The following is a 20,408-nucleotide window of genomic DNA, read 5'->3' on the forward strand; positions in this document are numbered from 1 at the left end:
GCAGGGCGAAGTGAGCCTGGCGTTGGCGATTCCGGGCCGCCACAACGTGGCCAACGCACTGGCTGCTGCCGCGGGCTGTCTGGCCCTCGGTGCATCCCTCGCCTGTGTCAAGGCGGGACTGGAGCAGATGGCTCCGGTCAAGGGGCGCTTCTGCGTGCAGCGCTGGGGCGGACTGACCTTGGTGGACGATACCTATAACGCCAGCGTGGAGTCCGTGTTGGCGGGCATTGATGCCTTGACTGCCATGGGCGGTTTTAAGGTGCTGGTGTTTGGTGATATGCGGGAACTGGGTGATGAGTCTGCCGAGCAACACGCCCGGGTTGGCCGTCATGCCCGCGAGCGCGGTCTGGATGCCGTGCTGACAGTGGGGGAACAGAGTCGCCACACCGCAGATGCCGCGGCGGGCCGACATTTCGATAACAAGGCGTCGTTGTTTGAAGTGCTTGCTCACATGATTGATACGCATCAGGAAATTTCGATTTTGGTTAAAGGGTCCCGTGGCTCTCGCATGGAAGATATTGTCAACATGGTCAACGACCATCAGGAGTCTGCCCCATGTTAGTCTGGTTGGCTGAGCTGCTTACCCCGCACTTTACCTTTTTCAACGTCTTCTCTTACCTGACGTTTCGCGCCATTTTGTCGATCATCACTGGACTGGGGGTTGCCCTCTGGATGGGGCCGCACTTAATCCGCCGACTGCAGATCCTGAAATTCGGTCAGGTGATCCGCAACGACGGCCCCGAGTCCCACCTCAGCAAGCGGGGCACCCCGACCATGGGTGGCCTGATGATCATTGCTGCGATCTTCACGTCTGTGCTGCTCTGGTGCCGCCTCGACAACCCCTATGTCTGGCTGGTGCTGTTTGTGCTCGGCGCCTATGGCGCCATCGGCTTTGCCGACGACTACCTCAAGGTGGTGCGTAAGAATACTGATGGCCTGATTGCGCGCTGGAAGTACTTCTGGCAATCCGCCGTGGCATTGGGAGTGGCACTGTTTCTTTATGCCACCGCGACTCATGACGGCCAGACCCAGCTGGTAGTGCCCTTCCTCAAAGATGTGATGCCCCAGCTCGGCCTGATGTTCATCCTACTGACTTATTTCGTCATCGTCGGCACCTCAAATGCGGTCAACTTAACCGATGGTCTGGATGGCTTGGCCATTATGCCGACCGTCATGGTGGCGGGGGGCTTTGCCCTGATCGCTTGGGCCACTGGTAATGTCAACTTTGCTAGCTACCTGCATATTCCTTATGTGCCTTATACCTCCGAGCTGGTGATCGTCTGTACCGCCATTGTCGGGGCGGGATTGGGTTTTCTTTGGTTCAATACCTATCCGGCTCAGGTGTTCATGGGGGACGTTGGCTCCTTGGCGCTGGGTGGTGCGCTTGGCACTATCGCTGTGCTAGTACGTCAGGAGTTCTTGCTGGTGATCATGGGTGGTGTTTTCGTGATGGAGACCTTGTCGGTGATCCTGCAGGTGGGGTCATATAAGCTGCGCGGCGTGCGAATTTTTCGCATGGCGCCGATCCATCACCACTACGAGAAGAAGGGCTGGCCGGAGCCGCGCGTGATCGTGCGCTTTTGGATCATTACCCTCGTGCTGGTGTTGTTGGGTCTTGCCACCCTGAAGGTGCGATAAGACCATGGTCATCATCATCGGATTGGGCAAAACCGGACTATCTTGCGTCGACTATTTCCTCGGCCGTGGCGTGACGCCATTGGTGATGGATACCCGTGCTAACCCGCCTGGCAAGGAGCAACTACCACCGCAAGTGGAGCTGATCCACGGGCTTGATGAAGTGCGCCTCAAGCAGGCTCGCCTGATCGTGGCGAGCCCGGGGATTGCGCTGGCGACCCCTGAACTGAAGGCAGCGGCCGAGCGTGGTGTGCAGATCGTCGGGGATATCGAACTGTTCGTGCGTGAGACTGAAACACCAGTGATCGTCATCACCGGCTCCAATGGCAAGAGCACGGTAACCACCTTGGTGGGGGAGATGATTGCTGAAGCGGGGCTCAAGGTTGGAGTGGGTGGCAATATTGGTACACCGGCTTTGGAGCTGCTCAAGCAACCGATGGATCTTTGTGTGCTGGAGCTCTCCAGCTTTCAGCTGGAGACTACCCACAGCCTGCGTGCTGTCGCTTCGGTGGTGTTGAACCTCTCGGAAGATCACATGGACCGCTATCAGGGTATGGCCGACTATCGGGCAGCCAAGATGGAGATCCATCAGCACTCTAAACACATTCTGGTTAATCGCGACGATCCTCAGACTCAGCCCGATGTGGGGACGGAGTGGCAGAGTTTTGGCCTCGATTGCAACGGCTATGGCCGCTGTCTGCTGGATGGACGTTACTGGTTGACGTTGCACGGCGATCCTCTACTCGCGGTAGACGAGATGAAGATCGTTGGTGCTCACAATCAAGCTAATGCGTTGGCAGCGATGGCGCTGTGTGATGCGGTCGGCATTCCCCGCGACGCCCAACTGGCGGTGCTGCGGCGGTTCGAAGGCTTGCCCCATCGCGCCCGCTTCGTGCGTGAGGTGAATGGGGTGCGCTGGATCAACGATTCCAAAGCTACCAATGTGGGTGCGATGTTGGCTGCGGTTGCTGGGGTGCGGGAGTCGGTCAAAGGGCGGCTACTGCTGCTCGCTGGGGGGCAGGGTAAGGGGCAGGATTTTGGCCCGATTCAGGCGCTGCTGGGCAACCAGATCGATCACATGTATTGCTTTGGCCAAGATGCTGAAGTGCTGTTGGCGCTCGGCGAGCAAACCGAGCGAGTCGCCGATCTGGCCGCCGCGGTCGCCAAGGCCGCGGCTGATGCCAAACCCGGTGACTGGGTGCTGCTGGCCCCCGCTTGTGCCAGCCTTGATCAGTTTCAGTCGTTTGAAGTACGTGGCGATCGTTTTACTGAGATGGTACGGGCGCTATGAGTACCCTGCGCGCAGCAGCAGGTTTTTTTCAGCGCTGGTTATTACCGGCGCGACCGGCTGGTCTCTACGATCGGCAATTGGTGCTGCTTGCTCTGTCATTAATGGCGGTAGGGGTTGTCATCGTGGCGTCAGCTTCAATTCCTGAGGGAATTGCCTTGGGTGACGATCCATTCATGTTCGTGAAGCGGCACGGTATTTTCCTGGTGATGGCACTGGGTATTGCGTGGTTTGTATTGCAGGTACCGATGGCGCGCTGGCAGCAGCATAACGGCCATATGCTACTGCTGGCGATCATGATGCTGGTATTGGTGCTGCTGGTGGGGCGTAACGTCAATGGCGCGGTGCGCTGGCTGCCGCTGGGGCCTTTCAATTTACAGCCCGCGGAATTTGGCAAGTTGGCGCTGTTTGTCTATTTGGCGGGCTATCTGGTTCGTCGTCAACATGAAGTACGTGAAGCTTGGCTGGGTTTTCTCAAACCGCTGGCGGTGTTCGGGGTGCTGGCGATTTTACTGCTGATGCAACCTGACCTCGGGTCGACGGTCGTGATGTTCGTCACCTCATTTGGCATGTTGTTTTTAGCGGGAGCCAAGTTGTGGCAGTTCATGATCCTGATCGGCGGTGGCCTCGGTGGCGTGGCTTTGCTGGTTATTATTGAGCCCTACCGGATGCGACGGGTGACCTCTTTTATGGACCCTTGGGCTGATCCGTTTGGTAGTGGCTATCAGCTTACTCAGTCGCTGATGGCATTTGGCCGCGGCAGCTGGTTTGGTGAGGGGCTTGGCAACTCAATTCAGAAAATGGAGTACCTACCGGAGGCGCACACCGACTTCGTGTTTGCAATTTTGGGGGAGGAGTTGGGTTATGTCGGCGTCTTGGGTGCGCTGTTTCTGATCTTCGCGTTAGCCGTCAAGGCGCTTAAGTTGGGGCATCGCGCTCTGCTGGCAGAGCGGCTCTATGACGGCTACTTAGCCATCGGCATCGGCATCTGGTTTAGCTTTCAAACTTTCGTCAACGTGGGGGCGGCCAGCGGCATGATGCCGACCAAAGGGCTGACACTCCCCTTAGTCAGTTACGGTGGCTCTAGTCTCATCATCATGACGGTCGCTGTGAGCATGTTAATTCGAATCGATTTTGAGTTGCGTCAGGCGACAGCCCAGGCGCGGGTGCGGGAGGCGGCGTGAGCAAAACATTGTTAGTCATGGCTGGCGGTACTGGCGGGCATGTATTCCCTGGGCTAGCCGTGGCGGATCAACTAAAGGCGCAGGGGTGGCGTGTCCACTGGCTCGGTACGGCTGATCGCATGGAAGCCGATCTGGTGCCTGCCCATGGTTATCCAATCTCTTTTATCGATATTCAAGGGGTACGTGGCAACGGTATCAAACGCTTGTTGGTGGCGCCATATCGCATCATCAAGTCGGTCTTGCAGGCGCGTCGGGTGCTTAAAACGATTAAACCGGACGTGGTGCTCGGCATGGGTGGCTTTGCCTCCGGTCCTGGCGGCGTGGCCGCTTGGCTATCAGGGATTCCGCTGCTACTGCACGAACAGAATGCGGCTGCGGGTATGACCAATAAGCTACTAGCCCACTTGGCAAAGCGAGTATTGATGGCATTTCCGGGGGCCTTTGCACCGAGTCGTCGCACGGCCGTGGTCGGTAATCCAGTTCGTCCAGAGGTGATTAGCTTACCTCAGCCGCAGCTGAGTAATCCCGATACACCACTCAATTTGCTGGTTATTGGCGGTAGTCTTGGGGCTCGTGTGCTTAATGAGCAGCTGCCCGCTGCCGTTGCCGTCGCTGGTGTGCCGATTGACGTTCGTCACCAGTGCGGCAAAGGTAATCGCGATATTGTCACTGCGGCCTATGCCAAACAGGGGGTGACGGCAGCGGTGAGCGAGTTTATCAACGACATGGCTGATGCCTATGCTTGGGCCGATGTGGTGGTGTGCCGTGCTGGGGCGTTGACTGTCTCCGAAGTAGCGGCGGCGGGGGTGGCGGCCATTTTTGTGCCGCTCCCCCATGCCGTGGATGATCATCAGACTCGTAATGCGTTAACTCTGGTGGATGGGGGGGCGGCTGAATTTTTACCTCAGTCAGAGCTGACGGCTGCTTCGCTCGCGGCTCGTCTGTCCTGGTTGGCTGGGCGTAGAGACATTTTATTGAACATGGCCCTCGCGGCGCGCCGAGTGGCGATTACTGATGCCGCTGAGCGGGTTGCTGATGAGTGCAAACGGCTCACCTGCGGCCAGAGTAAATAACAAGAATCTGGGCGCACAGGTTGCGTGGTGTTCCCATTCATTATTTGTAGATTGATGCCGCCGAATGCCAAGCCAACTGTGGCCGGTGCCGAGCAGCAGACTAAAGAGATAATTATGACCAAGGTTGAACTGGCAAAGTTACGCACTGTGATCCCCGAAATGCGCCGCGTGCGTCGCATCCACTTTATCGGTATTGGTGGTGCCGGTATGGGGGGCATTGCTGAAGTGCTTGCCAATGAGGGGTATCAGGTGACGGGCTCTGATCTAGCCCGTAATGCCGTTACCGAGCGGCTTGAAACATTGGGTGCCCATATCTTTCTTGGCCACAGTGCAGAGCATGTGAGCGAGGCGAGCGTCGTGGTGGTGTCGACGGCAATCAAGCAGGATAACCCAGAGTTGTTAGCGGCGCGTGAGCTACGGATACCCGTGGTCCGTCGTGCTGAGATGCTGGCTGAATTGATGCGTTTTCGCCACGGTATTGCGATTGCGGGTACTCACGGTAAAACGACCACTACGAGTCTGGTCGCTAGCATCTATGCTGAAGCTGAACGAGACCCTACTTTCGTCATTGGTGGTTTGCTCAACAGTGCGGGCACCAATGCTCGGCTAGGAAGTAGTCGCTATCTGATTGCAGAGGCGGATGAGAGTGATGCCTCTTTCCTGCATTTGCAGCCTATGGTCTCTATCGTTACCAACGTTGAGGCGGATCATATGGATACCTACGGCGGTGACTTTTCTAAGCTCAAAGCCACGTTCATCGAGTTTCTGCACAACCTGCCTTTCTATGGGTTGGCGGTCGTTTGCATCGATGATCCTGTGATCCGTGGAATGCTGCCCGAGATTGCTCGCCCAACACTCACTTATGGTCTGTCTGATGATGCCGATACTCAAGTGCTTGATTTTGTTCAGAGCACTAACCTGAGTCGTTTTAGGGTGCGTCGTAAAGATGCAGGTGAATTACAAGTGACCCTAAATTTACCTGGGATTCACAACGCATTAAACGCCGCCGCGGCGATTGCAGTTGCGACAGAAGATGGCGTTAGTGATGAAGCCATTATCTCTGCATTGGCCAAATTTGAAGGGGTGGGGCGGCGCTTCCAGCAGTATGGCGAATTTGAAACCGGTCGCGGTAAGGCGATGTTGGTAGATGATTACGGTCATCATCCAAGTGAGGTGAGGGTGACGATCAGTGCTGCGCGAGCGGGTTGGCCACAACGACGACTCGTGATGGTTTTTCAACCTCATCGTTACAGTCGTACTCGAGATCTCTATGAAGACTTTGCTGATGTGCTTTCCAAAGTGGACGTGTTGATCATGCTAGAAGTGTATGCCGCAGGTGAAGAGCCCATTCCGGGTGCAGATGGCCGAGCACTGTGCCGTTCGATCCGCTCGCGTGGTAATTTGGAGCCGATCTTTGTTGCGGCGACCGATGATGTGCCTGCGATATTGGCAGATGTGATCGGTGATGGTGACTTAGTGCTCACGCAAGGTGCAGGTAATGTCGGTGGATTGGCTCGTCGTCTAGCAGAAATGAAGCTGAATACCGATAGCATGAAATCTTGCATTTGAGGGCTCAACGAGAGTTTTGACCGCCAAGCCGCTGCCTATATAATGGCAAATCGGTTCTGCAATAGGCTGGTTTAGGGCGTTACACGGGGATTGAACGGGTGGAGGCTAAAACGCAAGGCCGTACCAAAGGTGGCTTTATCGCTGGAGTGATATTTTTCCTGTTGGTGATATGGGGGTGTTACCGGACGGCGTTGGATGTAAAGGATTGGCTAACCGATGCCAGTCGATTGCCCATGAGTGAACTGTTACTGCAAGGACAGCACCAGTATCTAGAAACCGAAGAACTGAGAATGGCTGTGATGGGAGACGCTGAGCTGCGTAATTTCTTCGAGCTAGATGTGAATGAGTTACAAGCACGGTTGAATACTTTGCCTTGGGTTGCCCAAGTATCTGTACGTAAAATGTGGCCAAATAAGATCAAGGTCTATCTCACCGAGCAAGAGGTGGCAGCACGTTGGAACGGCAATCGCTTTGTAAATAATAACGGTGAGATCTTTGTTGCACCAGACCGAGTCAAAGCTCCGTTGATGCGGCTGTCGGGGCCCGATGACCAAGCCGTCAAAGTATTGGAAGAGAGTCGCCGTTATCAGTCATTACTTGCGGCAAAAGGATATAAAGTGTTGGGGGTGAATTTGACCTCCCGCCACGCTTGGGAATTAACCTTGGATGGCGATATTAAGCTGTTTGTAGGGCGTTCTGATATTGCGCCACGATTACAGAGATTTATTGATGCCTTTCCAGTGATCGAACCTCGTGAGCTTGTGGCTTACGTTGACCTACGATATGACACTGGAATGGCGGTTGGCTGGAAGATAAGCAAAGAGACCGTGCATGACCAACACCGCAGATAGAAATTTGATTGTCGGACTAGATATTGGCACAACCAAAGTGGCAGTTCTGGTCGGCGAAGTGCTGCCTGATGGTGAACTGAATATTATTGGCATGGGCAGCCATACGTCTCGCGGGATGGAGAAGGGGGGCGTCAACGACCTCGATTCCGTGGTCAAGTCACTGCGCCGAGCAGTAGAAGAGGCTGAGATGATGGCCGATTGCCAGATAAGTTCGGTTTATCTGGGGCTTTCTGGCAAACATATTGATTGCCGTAACGAAACGGGAATGGTGCCTATCTCCGATGAGGAGGTGACCCAAGAAGATGTGGATAACGTGATCCACACAGCCAAGTCGGTTCGCCTTTCCGATGAACTACGTGTGCTGCATGTATTGCCTCAGGAGTTTGCCATCGATTATCAGGAAGGGATCAAGAATCCGGTTGGCCTCTCTGGCGTGCGTATGGCCGCTAAAGTACATCTTGTTACCTGCCACAATGACATGGCTCGTAACATTGAAAAGTGTGTTGAAAAAGTAGGGTTACGGGTAGATCAGCTGATCTTCTCTGCGCTGGCCTCCAGCTATGCAGTCTTAACGGAAGATGAGAAGGAGCTAGGGGTCTGTGTCGTTGATATTGGCGGTGGCACCATGGATATGTCGCTGTTTACTGGTGGTGCTCTGCGGCACACTAAGGTGATTCCATATGCAGGTAGCACGGTTACTAGCGATATAGCCTATGCCTTCGGTACTCCTCCACTTGACGCTGAAGCGATCAAGGTTCGTTATGGCTGTGCTCTCGGTCGCTTGGTCAGCAAGGAAGATAATATTGATGTACCCAGTGTCGGTGGCCGCCCTGCCCGCAGCCTGCAGCGACAGACACTGGCTGAAGTGATCGAGCCTCGTTATACCGAATTGCTCTCAATGGTTAATGATGAGCTTGTGCGAATTCAAGCTGAGTTGAAAGCCCAAGGTGTTAAACATCAGTTGGCGGCAGGAGTAGTATTGACCGGTGGTGCAGCACAAATTGAAGGCATAGTTGAATGCGCTGAGCAGGTCTTCCAATGCCAAGTTCGAGTGGGCGAGCCGATGAACATACGTGGATTGAGCGATTACGTACAGGCGCCGGTGTACTCGACTGCGGTCGGATTACTGCAATACGGACGAACTCATCAAGCCACTAATACGAATAAAGAATATACCGCCAAAGCAAGCGTTGGTGGCCTAGTTAAACGGGTCAGTAACTGGTTACGTGGCGAGTTCTAAGAATTTTGCTGAAGGCAGCAAATAAAGCGGAGAGACGTTATGTTTGAATTCATGGATAGTCACACCGACGAAGCCGTCATTAAAGTGATCGGGGTCGGTGGCGGTGGCGGTAATGCTGTCGAGCACATGGTCCGTCAGAATATTGAAGGTGTCGAGTTTATTACCGTTAACACCGATGCGCAGGCACTGCGTAATTCCAGCGCCAATACCACTTTGCAAATCGGGGGCGGTATTACTAAAGGATTAGGTGCAGGAGCTAATCCAGAGGTGGGTCGCGATGCCGCAATGGAAGACAGAGAGGCACTGCGTGAACTGTTGACGGGTGCTGATATGGTATTTATTGCCGCTGGTATGGGCGGTGGCACTGGTACTGGTGCTGCTCCGATCGTAGCCGAAGTCGCTCGCGAAATGGGCATTCTGACCGTTGCTGTTGTGACTAAGCCGTTCTCTTTCGAAGGGAAGAAGCGGATGGGCTTCGCTGCGCACGGTATTGATGAGCTTTCCAAAAACGTCGACTCCCTGATTACGATTCCTAACGATAAGTTACTGAAGGTACTGGGTCGCGGCATCTCACTGCTGGACGCTTTCAAGGCGGCCAACGATGTACTGCTTGGCGCGGTACAGGGCATTGCCGAGCTGATCACCCGTCCGGGCTTGATCAACGTTGACTTCGCGGACGTGCGTACCGTGATGCGTGAAATGGGAACTGCCATGATGGGGACTGGTTCCGCCTCTGGTGATGATCGCGCGGAAGAAGCCGCGGAAAAGGCCATCTCTAGCCCGCTGTTGGAGGATGTCGATCTCGCCGGTGCCCGTGGCATTCTGGTCAACATCACCGCCGGTATGGATATGACCATTGAAGAGTTCGAGACCGTCGGTAATGCGGTCAAGGCCTTTGCTTCCGAAAACGCCACCGTGGTGGTGGGAACCGTCATCGATCCGGAAATGCACGATGAACTGCGTGTGACCGTAGTAGCGACAGGGATCGGTGCTGAGCGTAAACCAGACATCACCTTGGTTAAGAACAGCCAAGTGCAAGAGCGTCCAGTGCGCCAGCCTTTAGTCAGTGACATGATGCAAAACAGAGTGATTGACGAAGCGCCAGCGAAAGTGGTTAATGCTGAGCCGCAAGCGCGTCGTGAGCCTGATTATTTAGACATACCAGCATTTCTGCGCAAGCAAGCAGACTAAGCCTATAGTGGCCTGAGTTTGTCTGTTGTTTAAGGAATATGCTAGGATAGCCTGCCAGCGACCATTATGGTCTGGATTTTAAGTTGTTAATGCGGGTACACCCATGATTAGACAAAGAACCTTGAAAACGAGTGTCCAGGCGACCGGTGTCGGCCTGCATTCCGGCCGAAAAGTGACAATGACTTTTCGGCCTGCACCTGTCAACACAGGGATCGTTTACTTGCGTACCGACCTGAATCCTGTGGTGGCGCTGCCGGCAAACGCAGAGCAAGTACGCGACACACTGCTCTGTACCGCATTGGTTAACGAGGCCGGTGTTCGTGTCTCCACCATTGAGCATCTCTCTGCTGCATTAGCTGGTATGGGGATCGATAACTTGTACGTGGAAGTTGACGCGCCCGAGATCCCAGTAATGGACGGTAGTGCACATCCTTTTATTTACTTATTGCAAGAAGTCGGTGTTCGCGAACAAAACGCGCCCAAGCAGTTTGTGCGGATCAAAAAGAGCATTAGGGTTGAAGATGGTGATAAGTGGGCTGAGTTTCATCCCTATCGCAATGGTTTTAAGATGGATCTTGAAATCGATTTTCAACACCCAGTATTCGAAGGCCGTAACCAGCGCTGTGTGCTGGATTTTTCCGGCGCTTCGTTCGTAAAAGAGATTAGTCGCGCTCGCACCTTTGGATTTATGCGTGATATCGAGTACCTGCGTTCCCAAAACCTAGCGCTAGGCGGAAGCCTAGAAAATGCGGTGGTACTAGATGACTATCGGGTTCTGAATGAAGATGGCCTGCGTTACGAAGATGAGTTCGTCAAACATAAAATGTTAGATGCGATTGGCGATCTCTATATGTGTAACCGCAGCATTATCGGTGAATTCCGCGCCTACAAGACTGGTCATGCTCTCAACAATAAGCTATTGCGCGCTCTATTGGCTGAGCAAGAGTCTTGGGAACTAGTGACCTTTGAAGGTGAGGGCGACAAAGCGCCTATCGCTTACTACGATAATGGTTTGGTTTTGGCTTGATTTAAGATAGTGATACAAGGGAGCATCGGTTCCTCTCCGCACCGATGTTCCTTTATTTTTACTCCATCCTGTGACACCGACAATCTCCCGGTTTTATTTTTATGAGCATTACCCTGATCCTCCACGGTAGGCAGCGACGCAGTCTGCACTTACCAAAACAACGTCTGGCTTGGGTCGGCGGCATCATTTTATCCCTTATGGCTTTTGGCGGTGGCTGGCTTTGGCAGAGCTGGCAGCAGAAGGTCGACGCACTGGAAGTCGCACTGGCGATGGCTGAACAGCGCTCTGCCGACCAGAGTAGCGATGAGGCCCGCGAGCAGCTAGTGATGCTAGCGGCTCAGGTCGGCTCTATGCAGGGTCAGCTCGGCCGTTTAAATGCACTGGGCGAACGCTTAACTGAGCAGGCCGATCTCGATCCCGACGAGTTTAATTTCAAAGAGCTGCCCCCAATGGGTGGTCCCTCTTACGATGAAGATTTAGAAGTGAGCTTAGGGGAGTTACAAGCCTCAATGAAGCATCTCAGCCAACAGCTCAGTAGTCGAGAAGAGCAGCTGTCGGTACTTGAATCTTTTATCATGAATCACCATATCACCGACGCTGGTTTTATTGCTGGCTCGCCAGTCAAACAGGAGCGAGTTTGGGTTTCATCCGGGTTTGGTGGCCGAGTTGATCCGTTTAACGGACGAGCCAAGATGCACAAAGGGGTGGATTACCGTGGCAAACCGGGCACCCCCATCTTAGCGACAGGGCCTGGGCTTGTCAGCTGGTCTGGCCGCCATCCGGAGTTTGGCAACATGGTGGAGATCAATCACGGGAATGGTTTGATCACCCGCTATGCTCACAACTCTAAGTTATTGGTTGAAGTAGGCACCTTAGTCGATCAGGGACAGCAGATTGCCTTGATGGGCCGAACTGGTCGTGCGACTGGGGTGCACTTGCATTACGAAGTGTTGAAAGATGGTCGTCAGGTCAACCCCGCTCGCTTTCTCAGTGCTGGCCGGGGTTAGGTTTTTTCTTCAGGTTCCAGTGACGGAACGCTTTTATAACCAAAAATAGTTGGTACCCATGATTAGCACACTGCTTACCAAGATTATCGGCAGCCGGAACGACAGAACGCTCAAGGCTTTGCGCAAAATTGTAAAACAGATCAATGCCATGGAGCCGCAGTTCGAGGCTCTCTCGGATGCCGAGCTCCAAGCCAAGACGGCCGAGTACCGCCAGCGTATCCAGCAGGGTGAAACCCTAGAGCAGTTGCTGCCGGAAGCATTCGCAACCGTGCGTGAAGCGTCTAAGCGGGTGTTCGGCATGCGTCACTTCGATGTACAGCTGATCGGCGGCATGGTGCTGAACTCCAACCGCATTGCGGAAATGAAAACCGGTGAGGGTAAAACCTTGACCGCTACCCTGCCAGCTTACCTCAATGCCCTGAGTGGCCGTGGCGTGCACGTGGTGACGGTCAACGACTACTTGGCCAAGCGTGACGCAGAAGCTAACCGCCCACTGTTTACCTTCCTTGGCATGACCGTGGATTGTAACGTGCCAGGTATGGATGCCTCCCAGAAGCGTGACGCTTACGCCGCCGACATTACTTACGGTACCAACAACGAATTCGGTTTTGACTATTTGCGCGACAATATGGCGTTTTCGCCGGAACAGCGTGTACAGCGCCCTCTCAACTACGCGCTGGTGGATGAAGTGGACTCGGTGCTTATCGATGAAGCTCGTACCCCACTGATCATTTCGGGCCCAGCAGAAGACAGCTCTGAGCTTTACACCCGGATCAACACGCTGATCCCACAGCTGGTCAAACAAGATAAAGAAGATTCGGAAGAATACACCGGAGATGGCCACTACACGGTGGACGAGAAGAACCGTCAAGCACTGCTGACCGAAAACGGCCAGATCTTTGTGGAAGATCTGCTCAAGGAAGAGGGGCTGCTAGACGAGAATGACTCCCTTTTCTCTGCTTCTAACATCAGCTTGCTGCATCATGTTAATGCGGGTCTGCGTGCTCACACCCTGTTCGAGCGCAACGTGGATTACATCGTCCAGAAAGATGAGATCGTCATCGTCGACGAGCACACCGGCCGTACCATGCCGGGCCGTCGCTGGTCCGATGGTCTGCATCAGGCCGTTGAAGCGAAGGAAGGGGTGAAGATCCAGAACGAGAACCAGACGCTGGCATCCATCACCTTCCAGAACTACTTCCGCCTCTACAACAAGCTGGCGGGGATGACCGGCACAGCAGATACCGAAGCCTTTGAATTTCAACAAATTTATGGTCTGGACACCGTGGTCATCCCGACTAATAAGCCAATGGTGCGTAAAGACATGGGGGATCTGGTTTATCTGACCGCCCAAGAGAAATACGCCGCTATTGTCGAAGATATTCGTCAGTGCGTGACCAATGGCCAGCCGGTATTAGTCGGTACTGTCTCCATCGAGAACTCCGAGCTGCTCTCCGGCATCCTGACCAAGGAGAAAATCCCGCACAAGGTGCTGAACGCCAAGTTCCACGAGATGGAAGCGGAAATCGTGGCGCAGGCTGGCCAGAGTGGTGCGGTCACTATCGCCACCAACATGGCTGGTCGTGGTACTGACATTGTGCTGGGCGGCAACTGGCAGGCAGAAATTGCCAAGCTGGAGAACCCCACCAGCGAGCAGATTGCTGAGTTGAAAGCGGCGTGGCAGGTACGGCACGATGAGGTGCTGGCTGCGGGGGGTCTGCACATTATCGGTACTGAACGTCATGAATCCCGTCGTATCGACAACCAGCTGCGTGGCCGTTCTGGTCGTCAGGGTGATCCAGGTTCCTCTCGTTTTTACCTCTCCATGGAAGATGCCCTGATGCGGATCTTCGCCTCCGATCGCGTGACCGGCATGATGAAAAAGCTGGGGATGGAAGAGGGCGAGGCCATCGAGCACCCTTGGGTTACCAAGGCGATTGAGAATGCCCAGCGTAAGGTAGAGGGTCGCAACTTCGATATCCGCAAGAGTTTGCTGGAGTTTGATGATGTGGCCAATGATCAGCGTAAGGTCGTTTACGAGCAACGCAATGAGCTGTTAGACACCGGCGATATCTCTGAGACGATTCAAATCATACGCGGTGATGTTTACAACAGTGTCATTGATGAATATATCCCGCCTCAGTCTTTGGAAGAGATGTGGGATGTCGCAGGTTTAGAAGCTCGACTCGCGGCTGATTTTTCGCTCCAGCTACCACTGCAGCAGTGGCTGGCAGAAGATGACAAGCTCTATGAAGAGAAACTGCGTGAGCGGATTTTAGAAGAAGCGAATCAACTCTATGCTCGCAAAGAGGAGCTGGTTGGGGTTGAGGTGCTGCGTAACTTTGAGAAAGCGGTGATGCTACAGACGCTAGATGGTCTGTGGAAAGAGCACCTAGCGGCGATGGATCATCTGCGCCAAGGTATCCATCTGCGTGGTTACGCCCAGAAAAATCCCAAGCAGGAGTACAAGCGGGAATCTTTTGATCTGTTTACTCAGATGTTAGAGACCCTCAAACGTGACGTAGTCAGTATCTTAAGTCGGGTTCAAGTGCAGGAGCGAGATGTTGAGGCGCTTGAGGAGCAGCAGCGTCAGCAGGCCCAAGCTACGCCCAGAACCTATGGTCATGCTGCAGCTCAGAGCCAGCTGGCTGGCGATGAGGGCGCTCCAGCAGAGAGTCAGGCCACATTTGTGCGTGATGAGCAGAAAATTGGGCGTAATGACCCTTGCCCTTGTGGCTCAGGTAAGAAGTACAAGCATTGCCACGGGCAGTTAAGCTGATTGCTGCCAGTACACAACAAGGCGGGCCATGGTGCCCGCCTTGTTGTTACTGCGGGGCTGAGCTGATGAGGTCGTGACACAGGAGAACGAGATGGAGCAGAAAAAACGGATTTGGGTCGCAGTGGGTGTGATCGAGAATGAGCGAGGCGATATCTTTATTGCCAAGCGCTCAGCTGACCGCCATCAAGGCGATCGTTGGGAGTTTCCAGGAGGAAAAGTCGAGTCAGGTGAAGACTTACTCACCGCATTAGACCGGGAGCTATCGGAAGAGATAGGCATCCGGGTGCAAGATTGCACACCATTTATGGAGCTGCAATATGACTACCCCGATAAGCTGGTGTTGCTTGATATCTGGAAGGTGACGCGCTTTAGCGGTGAGCCCTTTGGCAAAGAGGGGCAGGCAGTGGCATGGGTGCCACGGGCTGAACTCGATCGTTACCATTTCCCAGATGCTAACGGACCGATCGTGATGCGGTTACAGGCTGAGCACCTTGAGTAACCCCATGGGGATAGAGCGAGGCGAGATGGTTCATCGTCATCGCCACTGCTGGTCCCCAAGCTCAATGTGGTGCAAGTCAGGCTAATAAGTGAATGATTTTACGAGTTGAAGCCCGCCGATACTGCGCATAGGGACTACAAAGGTCTCACGTTTTTCGTCGACACTATTTTCATTAAAAATCAGGTTTATCTCCGCGGTGACGACCTCTTGCTGATTCGTCTCTTCGTTAAAGTTATAACCCTGCTGATCGTTGTAGTTACCCCAGTAGTTGACATAGACCAGATAGGTGCCTCTGAGTGGGGCCGCCATGGTAAACATCTCTGGCCCTGGGCCATCCACGCCATCGGGCTCTAAGCCGCCCCCCGTGTTCAAGGTCGGCTTGGCCCAAAACGCATGTTGACCATCAGGCGTCAGGATATGGAGATCCAACTCCGCTTTGGGATCGTTCCAACCCAAGGTAAGCCGTAGACGTGGCGTAGCTTGCGCTGTATTGGCTTCGTAAAACTGTACCTTTTTGAGGGATTTTCCGGTATCGCTCACGACTTCAACACTATTGCTGCCAGCACCGAATGAATAGGGTCGGACAAAGCGGCCCTCACCATCCGTGTAAAGGGGTAAAGGATTACCGTTGACGATCAGCCGCTGTGCCCGACTCGCAGAAAGCGCTTGTAACTGACCTTCAATCAAACTGCGGCCACGCTGACCACCACGATCAATCGGTGGTGTAGGGTAAGCGACCCGCGCCTGTTGCGGGCTATCGACTAGCCCTGAATAGCGCCAGCCAGCAGTGGGTGTGCTCAGGGTTACGCTCGGATCAGCAAGGCTGATAGGGAGATGCAATAGGCAACAGACAATCACCATTGGGCGGACTAAGTGAGCAAGGGGCATAGGGTAGATTCAAGGCTAAGTTGATGTGATGACAGCGTAAAAAGACGCACCCGAGCCTATCGGGTGCAGCCAGCAAGGTTAGTTAACATCGGCGGCTCAACGTGGCTTATTGGCACTCGGTAATGGCTGCCAAGTGAGCCGAGTGACGCGATGGCCCTGGGTTTCACAGGAGAGGCTGAGCTCTTGCCAGCCTTGGTCCTGACGTAATGAAACTTCCCCCTCGATGCCTTGTTGGCTGACCTTGAGCTTCTCTTGCTCGTAGATCACCTTATCGCCTTTGGCGAGCGCCATGAGCTTATGGCTGCAAAGCCAATGGGCAAGGTCCGCACCCTTGAGTTTGACCTTCTTGCTAGCCGCTTGCTGCTCGCTTGGGCTGGCAGCAAAAAGCTGACTTAACTCATCGGCACGTTTGAGCAGCCACTCTTGACGCTGTGTCATGCTCATTTTACTGACAAATTCAGCAGGTTGACCCTTGTCGTCGAGCCATTCGGTCAGCTTGCCACTGGGATCAAAGGCAAATTGCGCGGCAGGCTCTTTGACCCCAAACAGCGTTCCCCCTTTGAAGTAGTAGCGGCTTTCTCCTTCTTGCTTGCCCTGTGCATCTTTAATCGGGACGGCGATAATTACGGGGTCGCCGTCAACCCAGGCTTTAATGTCCACGCCGTCATAGCTAAATAATCGGGTATCGAGGGCGCCTTCTGCTGCTCGTTCCATCAGGGTGAATTGCTCTGCGAGGGAGGCAGCCAGAGTAGGTAGCGAACAAAGCCCAAGGGTGAGTGCAAATACGGTGCTGCGCATAGTGTGGTGATACATAACGTTCCTGTGATTGGCTTAACGCCAAGGTTAAGAGTCGCGTAACCAAACGCGCAGCGCTTCCCGCTGAGCATTGCTAAGGGGTTGGGCTTGGCGAGTTTGGTAGTCAAAATGGATCAGTGATGTTTCGCAGGTGACAGCCAGCTCGCCATCTTGCCAAGCCTCTTGCCAGACCGTGAAAGAGCGGGTGCCGATGTGGCAAACCCCAGTCTTAATCAACACCGGCTGGCCATAAAATAGCTCCCGCTTAAACTGCACCGTATAGCCTGCGATGATCAAATGCCAGTCATCGACAGCCAAAGTGGGAGAGAAGATCCGAAACAGAGGATCGCGTGCCGATTCGAACCAGACCGCAGGCACCGTATTATTGATATGGCCGAGAGCGTCGGTTTCTTGAAAACGGGGATGGATCTGCATTTCTAGCATGAGGAGCTCCTTGTCCGTCAGCCGCCGTGGCACTTATTCCGTCAGGATTCGGGTCACATCATACTGCGACCGCGGGTTAAGATATGCGGCCTATCTCACGGCCCTAGCCAGCAAATGTCGCAGCTTGCTAAGTATTGGCCCGATCACAAACGTCATCGGCTGGAAAATAAACAGCCCAGCAACAAGCTTGCTGGGCTGAGAGTAGGTGGGCGAACGGGTCGCCTACTGGGTTATATCGCTTGCTGCAGGATCACTGCATCGGCCTTTTTGGTGTAGGAGGCGATCTCGTTGAAGTTGAGGTAGCGGTAAGTATCTGCCGCCGTGGCATCGAGCGCCTTGGCGTATTGCAGGTACTCCGCCACGGTCGGGATCTTGCCGAGGATGGCGGCAACGGCGGCCAGCTCAGCAGAGGCCAGATAGACGTTGGCACCTTTACCTAGGCGATTCGGGAAGTTACGGGTGGAGGTAGAAACGACAGAGGCCCCTTCCGCTACCCGCGCCTGGTTGCCCATGCACAGGGAGCAGCCTGGGATCTCGATGCGGGCACCGACGCGGCCGAAGATGCCGTAATAGCCCTCTTCGGTCAGCTGATCCTTGTCCATCTTGGTAGGCGGTGCGATCCACATGCGGGTCGGCAGTTCGCCTTGGTACTTCTCAAGCAGTTTGCCGGCGGCGCGGAAGTGGCCGATGTTGGTCATGCAGGAACCGATGAACACCTCGTCGATCTTGTCGCCAGCCACGTCGCTCAGCAGACGGGCATCGTCCGGATCGTTCGGCGCACACAGGATCGGCTCCTTGATGGTGGCCAGATCGATCTCGATGATTTCGGCGTACTCGGCATCCTTGTCCGCTTCCATCAGCACAGGGTTGGCCAGCCACTCTTCCATCCCCTTGATGCGGCGGGTAATGGTGCGCGGGTCGCCGTAGCCTTCGGAGAGCATCCATTTCAGCATCACGATGTTGGACTTCAGGTACTCGATGATCGGTGCCTGATCCAGCTTGATGGTGCAACCGGCGGCAGAGCGCTCGGCGCTGGCATCGGCCAGCTCGAATGCTTGTTCCACTTTCAGGGTCGGCAGACCTTCGATCTCGAGAATGCGGCCAGAGAAGATGTTCTTCTTGCCCGCTTTCTCGACGGTCAGCAGCCCTTTCTGGATGGCGGCGTAGGGGATGGCATGCACTAGATCACGCAGGGTGATGCCCGGTTGCAGCTCGCCTTTGAAGCGCACCAACACGGATTCCGGCATATCCAGCGGCATCACGCCAGTGGCGGCGGCGAAGGCCACCAGACCGGAGCCCGCCGGGAAGGAGATGCCGATGGGGAAACGGGTGTGGGAGTCACCACCGGTACCCACGGTATCCGGCAGCAGCATGCGGTTCAGCCAGGAGTGGATGACACCGTCACCCGGACGCAAGCTCACACCGCCGCGGTTCATGATGAAGTCCGGCAGGGTGTGGTGAGTCTGCACATCGATAGGCTTGGGATAAGCCGCGGTGTGGCAGAAGGACTGCATGGTCAAGTCAGCGGAGAAGCCGAGGCAAGCCAGATCTTTGAGCTCATCGCGGGTCATCGGGCCCGTGGTGTCCTGAGAACCGACCGTGGTCATCTTGGGCTCGCAGTAGGTGCCCGGGCGAATGCCCTTCACGCCGCACGCCTTGCCCACCATCTTCTGGGCCAGGGTAAAGCCCTTGCCGGTATCGGCCACAGGCACAGGGCGACGGAATACGGTGGAGAACGGCAGACCCAGTGTTTCGCGGGCCTTGTCGGTCAGACCACGACCGATGATCAGCGGGATACGGCCACCGGCGCGCACTTCGTCGATCAGCACCTCGGTTTTCAGTTCAAACTGCGCCAGCACCTGCTCGGTGCCGTGCTTGCAGATCTTGCCGGCAAACGGGTAGATGTCGATCACATCGCCCATCGCAAGCCCAGAGACATCCACTTCGATAGGCAGGGCACCGGCATCTTCCATGGTGTTGAAGAAGATCGGGGCAATCTTGCCGCCCAGACAGACACCGCCAGCGCGCTTGTTCGGCACGAACGGAATGTCGTCGCCCATAAACCAGAGCACCGAGTTGGTAGCGGATTTACGGGAAGAGCCGGTACCGACCACGTCACCCACATAGGCCAGCGGGAAGCCTTTCTCTTTCAGGGCATCGATGGTCTTGATGGGGCCGACGGCGCCATCCTTGTCCGGGGTAATGCCGGGACGGGCGTTTTTCAGCATCGCCAGGGCGTGCAGCGGAATGTCCGGGCGGGACCACGCATCTGGCGCCGGCGAGAGGTCGTCGGTGTTGGTTTCGCCGGTCACCTTGAACACGGTGACGGTGATCTTCTCGGCCAGTTCCGGGCGGGAGAGGAACCACTCGGCGTCGGCCCAAGATTGCATCACCTGCTTGGCATGGGTATTCCCCGCCTTGGCCTTCTCTTCCACGTCGTGGAAGGAGTCAAACATCAGCAGGGTGTGGGAGAGCCCCTTGGCGGCAAGAGGAGCCAGAGTCGCATCGTCCAGCAGGTCGATCAGCGGTTGAATATTGTAACCACCCTGCATGGTGCCGAGCAGCTCAACGGCCTCTGCAGCAGGCAGGACGGGGGAGTGAGCTTCGCCCTTGGCGAGCGCAGTGAGGAAACCGGCTTTGACATAGGCCGCTTCATCAACACCGGGGGGAATGCGGGAAGCTAATAGCTCTTTGAGAAAATCTTGTTCACCAGCGGGCGGGTTCTTGAGCAGCTCAACTAGGGCGGCGGCCTGCTCTGCATCCAGAGGCTTGGCGATGATGCCTTCGGCGGCACGTTCTGCGACGTGTTTACGGTATGTTTCAAGCACGACTAATTCCTCTTTGGTCTTTTTGGGGGGTCGCCCACGCTCGCGGCGATCGTCCTTGCGGGGCACCCTGCGGGGTGCTCCCCACTATATAAGTTTTAACGACTAATTAA

General features: G+C 55.0%; 17 protein-coding genes. 13 read left to right on the forward strand and 4 right to left on the reverse strand.

Annotation, left to right across the window (positions count from 1 at the left end; all coding sequences use genetic code 11):
• The 13 genes from CUC53_RS04745 to mutT form a co-directional block, all read left to right on the forward strand.
• The coding region (locus tag CUC53_RS04745) for a glutamate ligase domain-containing protein (RefSeq protein WP_272896754.1) at positions 1-562 on the forward strand (562 nt) is incomplete at its 5' end.
• A complete protein-coding gene (gene mraY, locus CUC53_RS04750) occupies positions 556-1,638 on the forward strand; it encodes a phospho-N-acetylmuramoyl-pentapeptide-transferase (RefSeq protein ID WP_100293087.1) in 1,083 nt (360 codons plus the stop codon). The genes CUC53_RS04745 and mraY, both read left to right, overlap by 7 nt.
• Positions 1,639-1,642: 4 nt before the next feature.
• Entirely contained in the window at positions 1,643-2,926 is a 1,284-nt protein-coding gene (murD, locus tag CUC53_RS04755; RefSeq protein WP_100293088.1) for a UDP-N-acetylmuramoyl-L-alanine--D-glutamate ligase, read from the forward strand.
• Positions 2,923-4,107 carry a cell division protein FtsW gene (gene ftsW / locus CUC53_RS04760; protein ID WP_100293089.1) on the forward strand — a complete coding sequence of 395 codons (1,185 nt, stop codon included), beginning with the start codon at positions 2,923-2,925 and terminating at the stop codon, positions 4,105-4,107. The genes murD and ftsW overlap by 4 nt, the downstream gene beginning before the upstream one ends.
• Positions 4,104-5,180, forward strand: coding sequence for an undecaprenyldiphospho-muramoylpentapeptide beta-N-acetylglucosaminyltransferase (murG, locus tag CUC53_RS04765; RefSeq protein WP_100293090.1), 1,077 nt, complete (start codon positions 4,104-4,106; stop codon positions 5,178-5,180). Before ftsW ends, murG begins: the two co-directional genes overlap by 4 nt.
• A gap of 114 nt (positions 5,181-5,294) precedes the next feature.
• Positions 5,295-6,749 (forward strand): UDP-N-acetylmuramate--L-alanine ligase, encoded by a 1,455-nt coding sequence (murC, locus tag CUC53_RS04770; protein WP_100293091.1) that lies wholly within the window; start codon positions 5,295-5,297, stop codon positions 6,747-6,749.
• A gap of 98 nt (positions 6,750-6,847) precedes the next feature.
• Complete coding sequence (locus tag CUC53_RS04775) at positions 6,848-7,600, forward strand: cell division protein FtsQ/DivIB (protein WP_167386685.1); 753 nt, start codon at positions 6,848-6,850, stop codon at positions 7,598-7,600.
• Positions 7,581-8,840, forward strand: a complete 1,260-nt coding sequence (gene ftsA, locus CUC53_RS04780) for a cell division protein FtsA (protein ID WP_100293092.1) — start codon at positions 7,581-7,583, stop codon at positions 8,838-8,840. The genes CUC53_RS04775 and ftsA overlap by 20 nt, the downstream gene beginning before the upstream one ends.
• 39 nt (positions 8,841-8,879) lie before the next feature.
• Positions 8,880-10,031 carry a cell division protein FtsZ gene (gene ftsZ / locus CUC53_RS04785; RefSeq protein WP_100293093.1) on the forward strand — a complete coding sequence of 384 codons (1,152 nt, stop codon included), beginning with the start codon at positions 8,880-8,882 and terminating at the stop codon, positions 10,029-10,031.
• A 103-nt stretch (positions 10,032-10,134) separates the two neighbouring features.
• On the forward strand, positions 10,135-11,058 hold the full coding sequence (gene lpxC / locus CUC53_RS04790) for a UDP-3-O-acyl-N-acetylglucosamine deacetylase (protein WP_100293094.1): 924 nt from the start codon (positions 10,135-10,137) through the stop codon (positions 11,056-11,058).
• A 101-nt stretch (positions 11,059-11,159) separates the two neighbouring features.
• The gene (locus CUC53_RS04795) at positions 11,160-12,065 is read left to right on the forward strand and encodes a M23 family metallopeptidase (protein WP_100293095.1); all 906 of its coding nucleotides are present in this window, start codon (positions 11,160-11,162) and stop codon (positions 12,063-12,065) included.
• A 58-nt stretch (positions 12,066-12,123) separates the two neighbouring features.
• On the forward strand, positions 12,124-14,844 hold the full coding sequence (gene secA / locus CUC53_RS04800) for a preprotein translocase subunit SecA (protein ID WP_100293096.1): 2,721 nt from the start codon (positions 12,124-12,126) through the stop codon (positions 14,842-14,844).
• 91 nt (positions 14,845-14,935) lie between these two features.
• Entirely contained in the window at positions 14,936-15,343 is a 408-nt protein-coding gene (mutT, locus tag CUC53_RS04805) for an 8-oxo-dGTP diphosphatase MutT (protein ID WP_100293097.1), read from the forward strand.
• A gap of 81 nt (positions 15,344-15,424) precedes the next feature.
• On the opposite strand, the gene CUC53_RS04810 is transcribed toward mutT, so the two are convergent.
• From CUC53_RS04810 to acnB, 4 genes are all read right to left on the reverse strand, one after another.
• Positions 15,425-16,231, reverse strand: coding sequence for a YfaP family protein (locus tag CUC53_RS04810; RefSeq protein WP_100293098.1), 807 nt, complete (start codon positions 16,229-16,231; stop codon positions 15,425-15,427).
• A 96-nt stretch (positions 16,232-16,327) separates the two neighbouring features.
• Positions 16,328-17,029 (reverse strand): hypothetical protein, encoded by a 702-nt coding sequence (locus tag CUC53_RS04815; protein ID WP_100293145.1) that lies wholly within the window; start codon positions 17,027-17,029, stop codon positions 16,328-16,330.
• A gap of 45 nt (positions 17,030-17,074) precedes the next feature.
• Complete coding sequence (locus CUC53_RS04820) at positions 17,075-17,470, reverse strand: acyl-CoA thioesterase (protein ID WP_100293099.1); 396 nt, start codon at positions 17,468-17,470, stop codon at positions 17,075-17,077.
• 230 nt (positions 17,471-17,700) lie between these two features.
• Positions 17,701-20,298, reverse strand: coding sequence for a bifunctional aconitate hydratase 2/2-methylisocitrate dehydratase (gene acnB, locus CUC53_RS04825; protein WP_100293146.1), 2,598 nt, complete (start codon positions 20,296-20,298; stop codon positions 17,701-17,703).
• Positions 20,299-20,408 lie beyond the last annotated feature (110 nt).

The sequence above is a fragment of the Aeromonas cavernicola genome (assembly GCF_002795305.1).
GTDB classification, from domain to species: Bacteria; Pseudomonadota; Gammaproteobacteria; order Enterobacterales; family Aeromonadaceae; genus Aeromonas; species Aeromonas cavernicola.

What these genes read in the sequence shown, in the direction of transcription:
- murC (WP_100293091.1), top strand. Translation starts at nt 5,295, where the DNA reads ATGACCAAGGTTGAACTGGCAAAGTTACGCACTGTGATCCCCGAAATG.
- CUC53_RS04815 (WP_100293145.1), bottom strand. Translation starts at nt 17,029, where the DNA reads ATGCGCAGCACCGTATTTGCACTCACCCTTGGGCTTTGTTCGCTACCT.
- CUC53_RS04820 (WP_100293099.1), bottom strand. Translation starts at nt 17,470, where the DNA reads ATGCTAGAAATGCAGATCCATCCCCGTTTTCAAGAAACCGACGCTCTC.
- secA (WP_100293096.1), top strand. Translation starts at nt 12,124, where the DNA reads ATGATTAGCACACTGCTTACCAAGATTATCGGCAGCCGGAACGACAGA.
- mraY (WP_100293087.1), top strand. Translation starts at nt 556, where the DNA reads ATGTTAGTCTGGTTGGCTGAGCTGCTTACCCCGCACTTTACCTTTTTC.
- ftsZ (WP_100293093.1), top strand. Translation starts at nt 8,880, where the DNA reads ATGTTTGAATTCATGGATAGTCACACCGACGAAGCCGTCATTAAAGTG.
- ftsW (WP_100293089.1), top strand. Translation starts at nt 2,923, where the DNA reads ATGAGTACCCTGCGCGCAGCAGCAGGTTTTTTTCAGCGCTGGTTATTA.
- lpxC (WP_100293094.1), top strand. Translation starts at nt 10,135, where the DNA reads ATGATTAGACAAAGAACCTTGAAAACGAGTGTCCAGGCGACCGGTGTC.
- murD (WP_100293088.1), top strand. Translation starts at nt 1,643, where the DNA reads ATGGTCATCATCATCGGATTGGGCAAAACCGGACTATCTTGCGTCGAC.
- CUC53_RS04810 (WP_100293098.1), bottom strand. Translation starts at nt 16,231, where the DNA reads ATGCCCCTTGCTCACTTAGTCCGCCCAATGGTGATTGTCTGTTGCCTA.
- ftsA (WP_100293092.1), top strand. Translation starts at nt 7,581, where the DNA reads ATGACCAACACCGCAGATAGAAATTTGATTGTCGGACTAGATATTGGC.
- mutT (WP_100293097.1), top strand. Translation starts at nt 14,936, where the DNA reads ATGGAGCAGAAAAAACGGATTTGGGTCGCAGTGGGTGTGATCGAGAAT.
- CUC53_RS04795 (WP_100293095.1), top strand. Translation starts at nt 11,160, where the DNA reads ATGAGCATTACCCTGATCCTCCACGGTAGGCAGCGACGCAGTCTGCAC.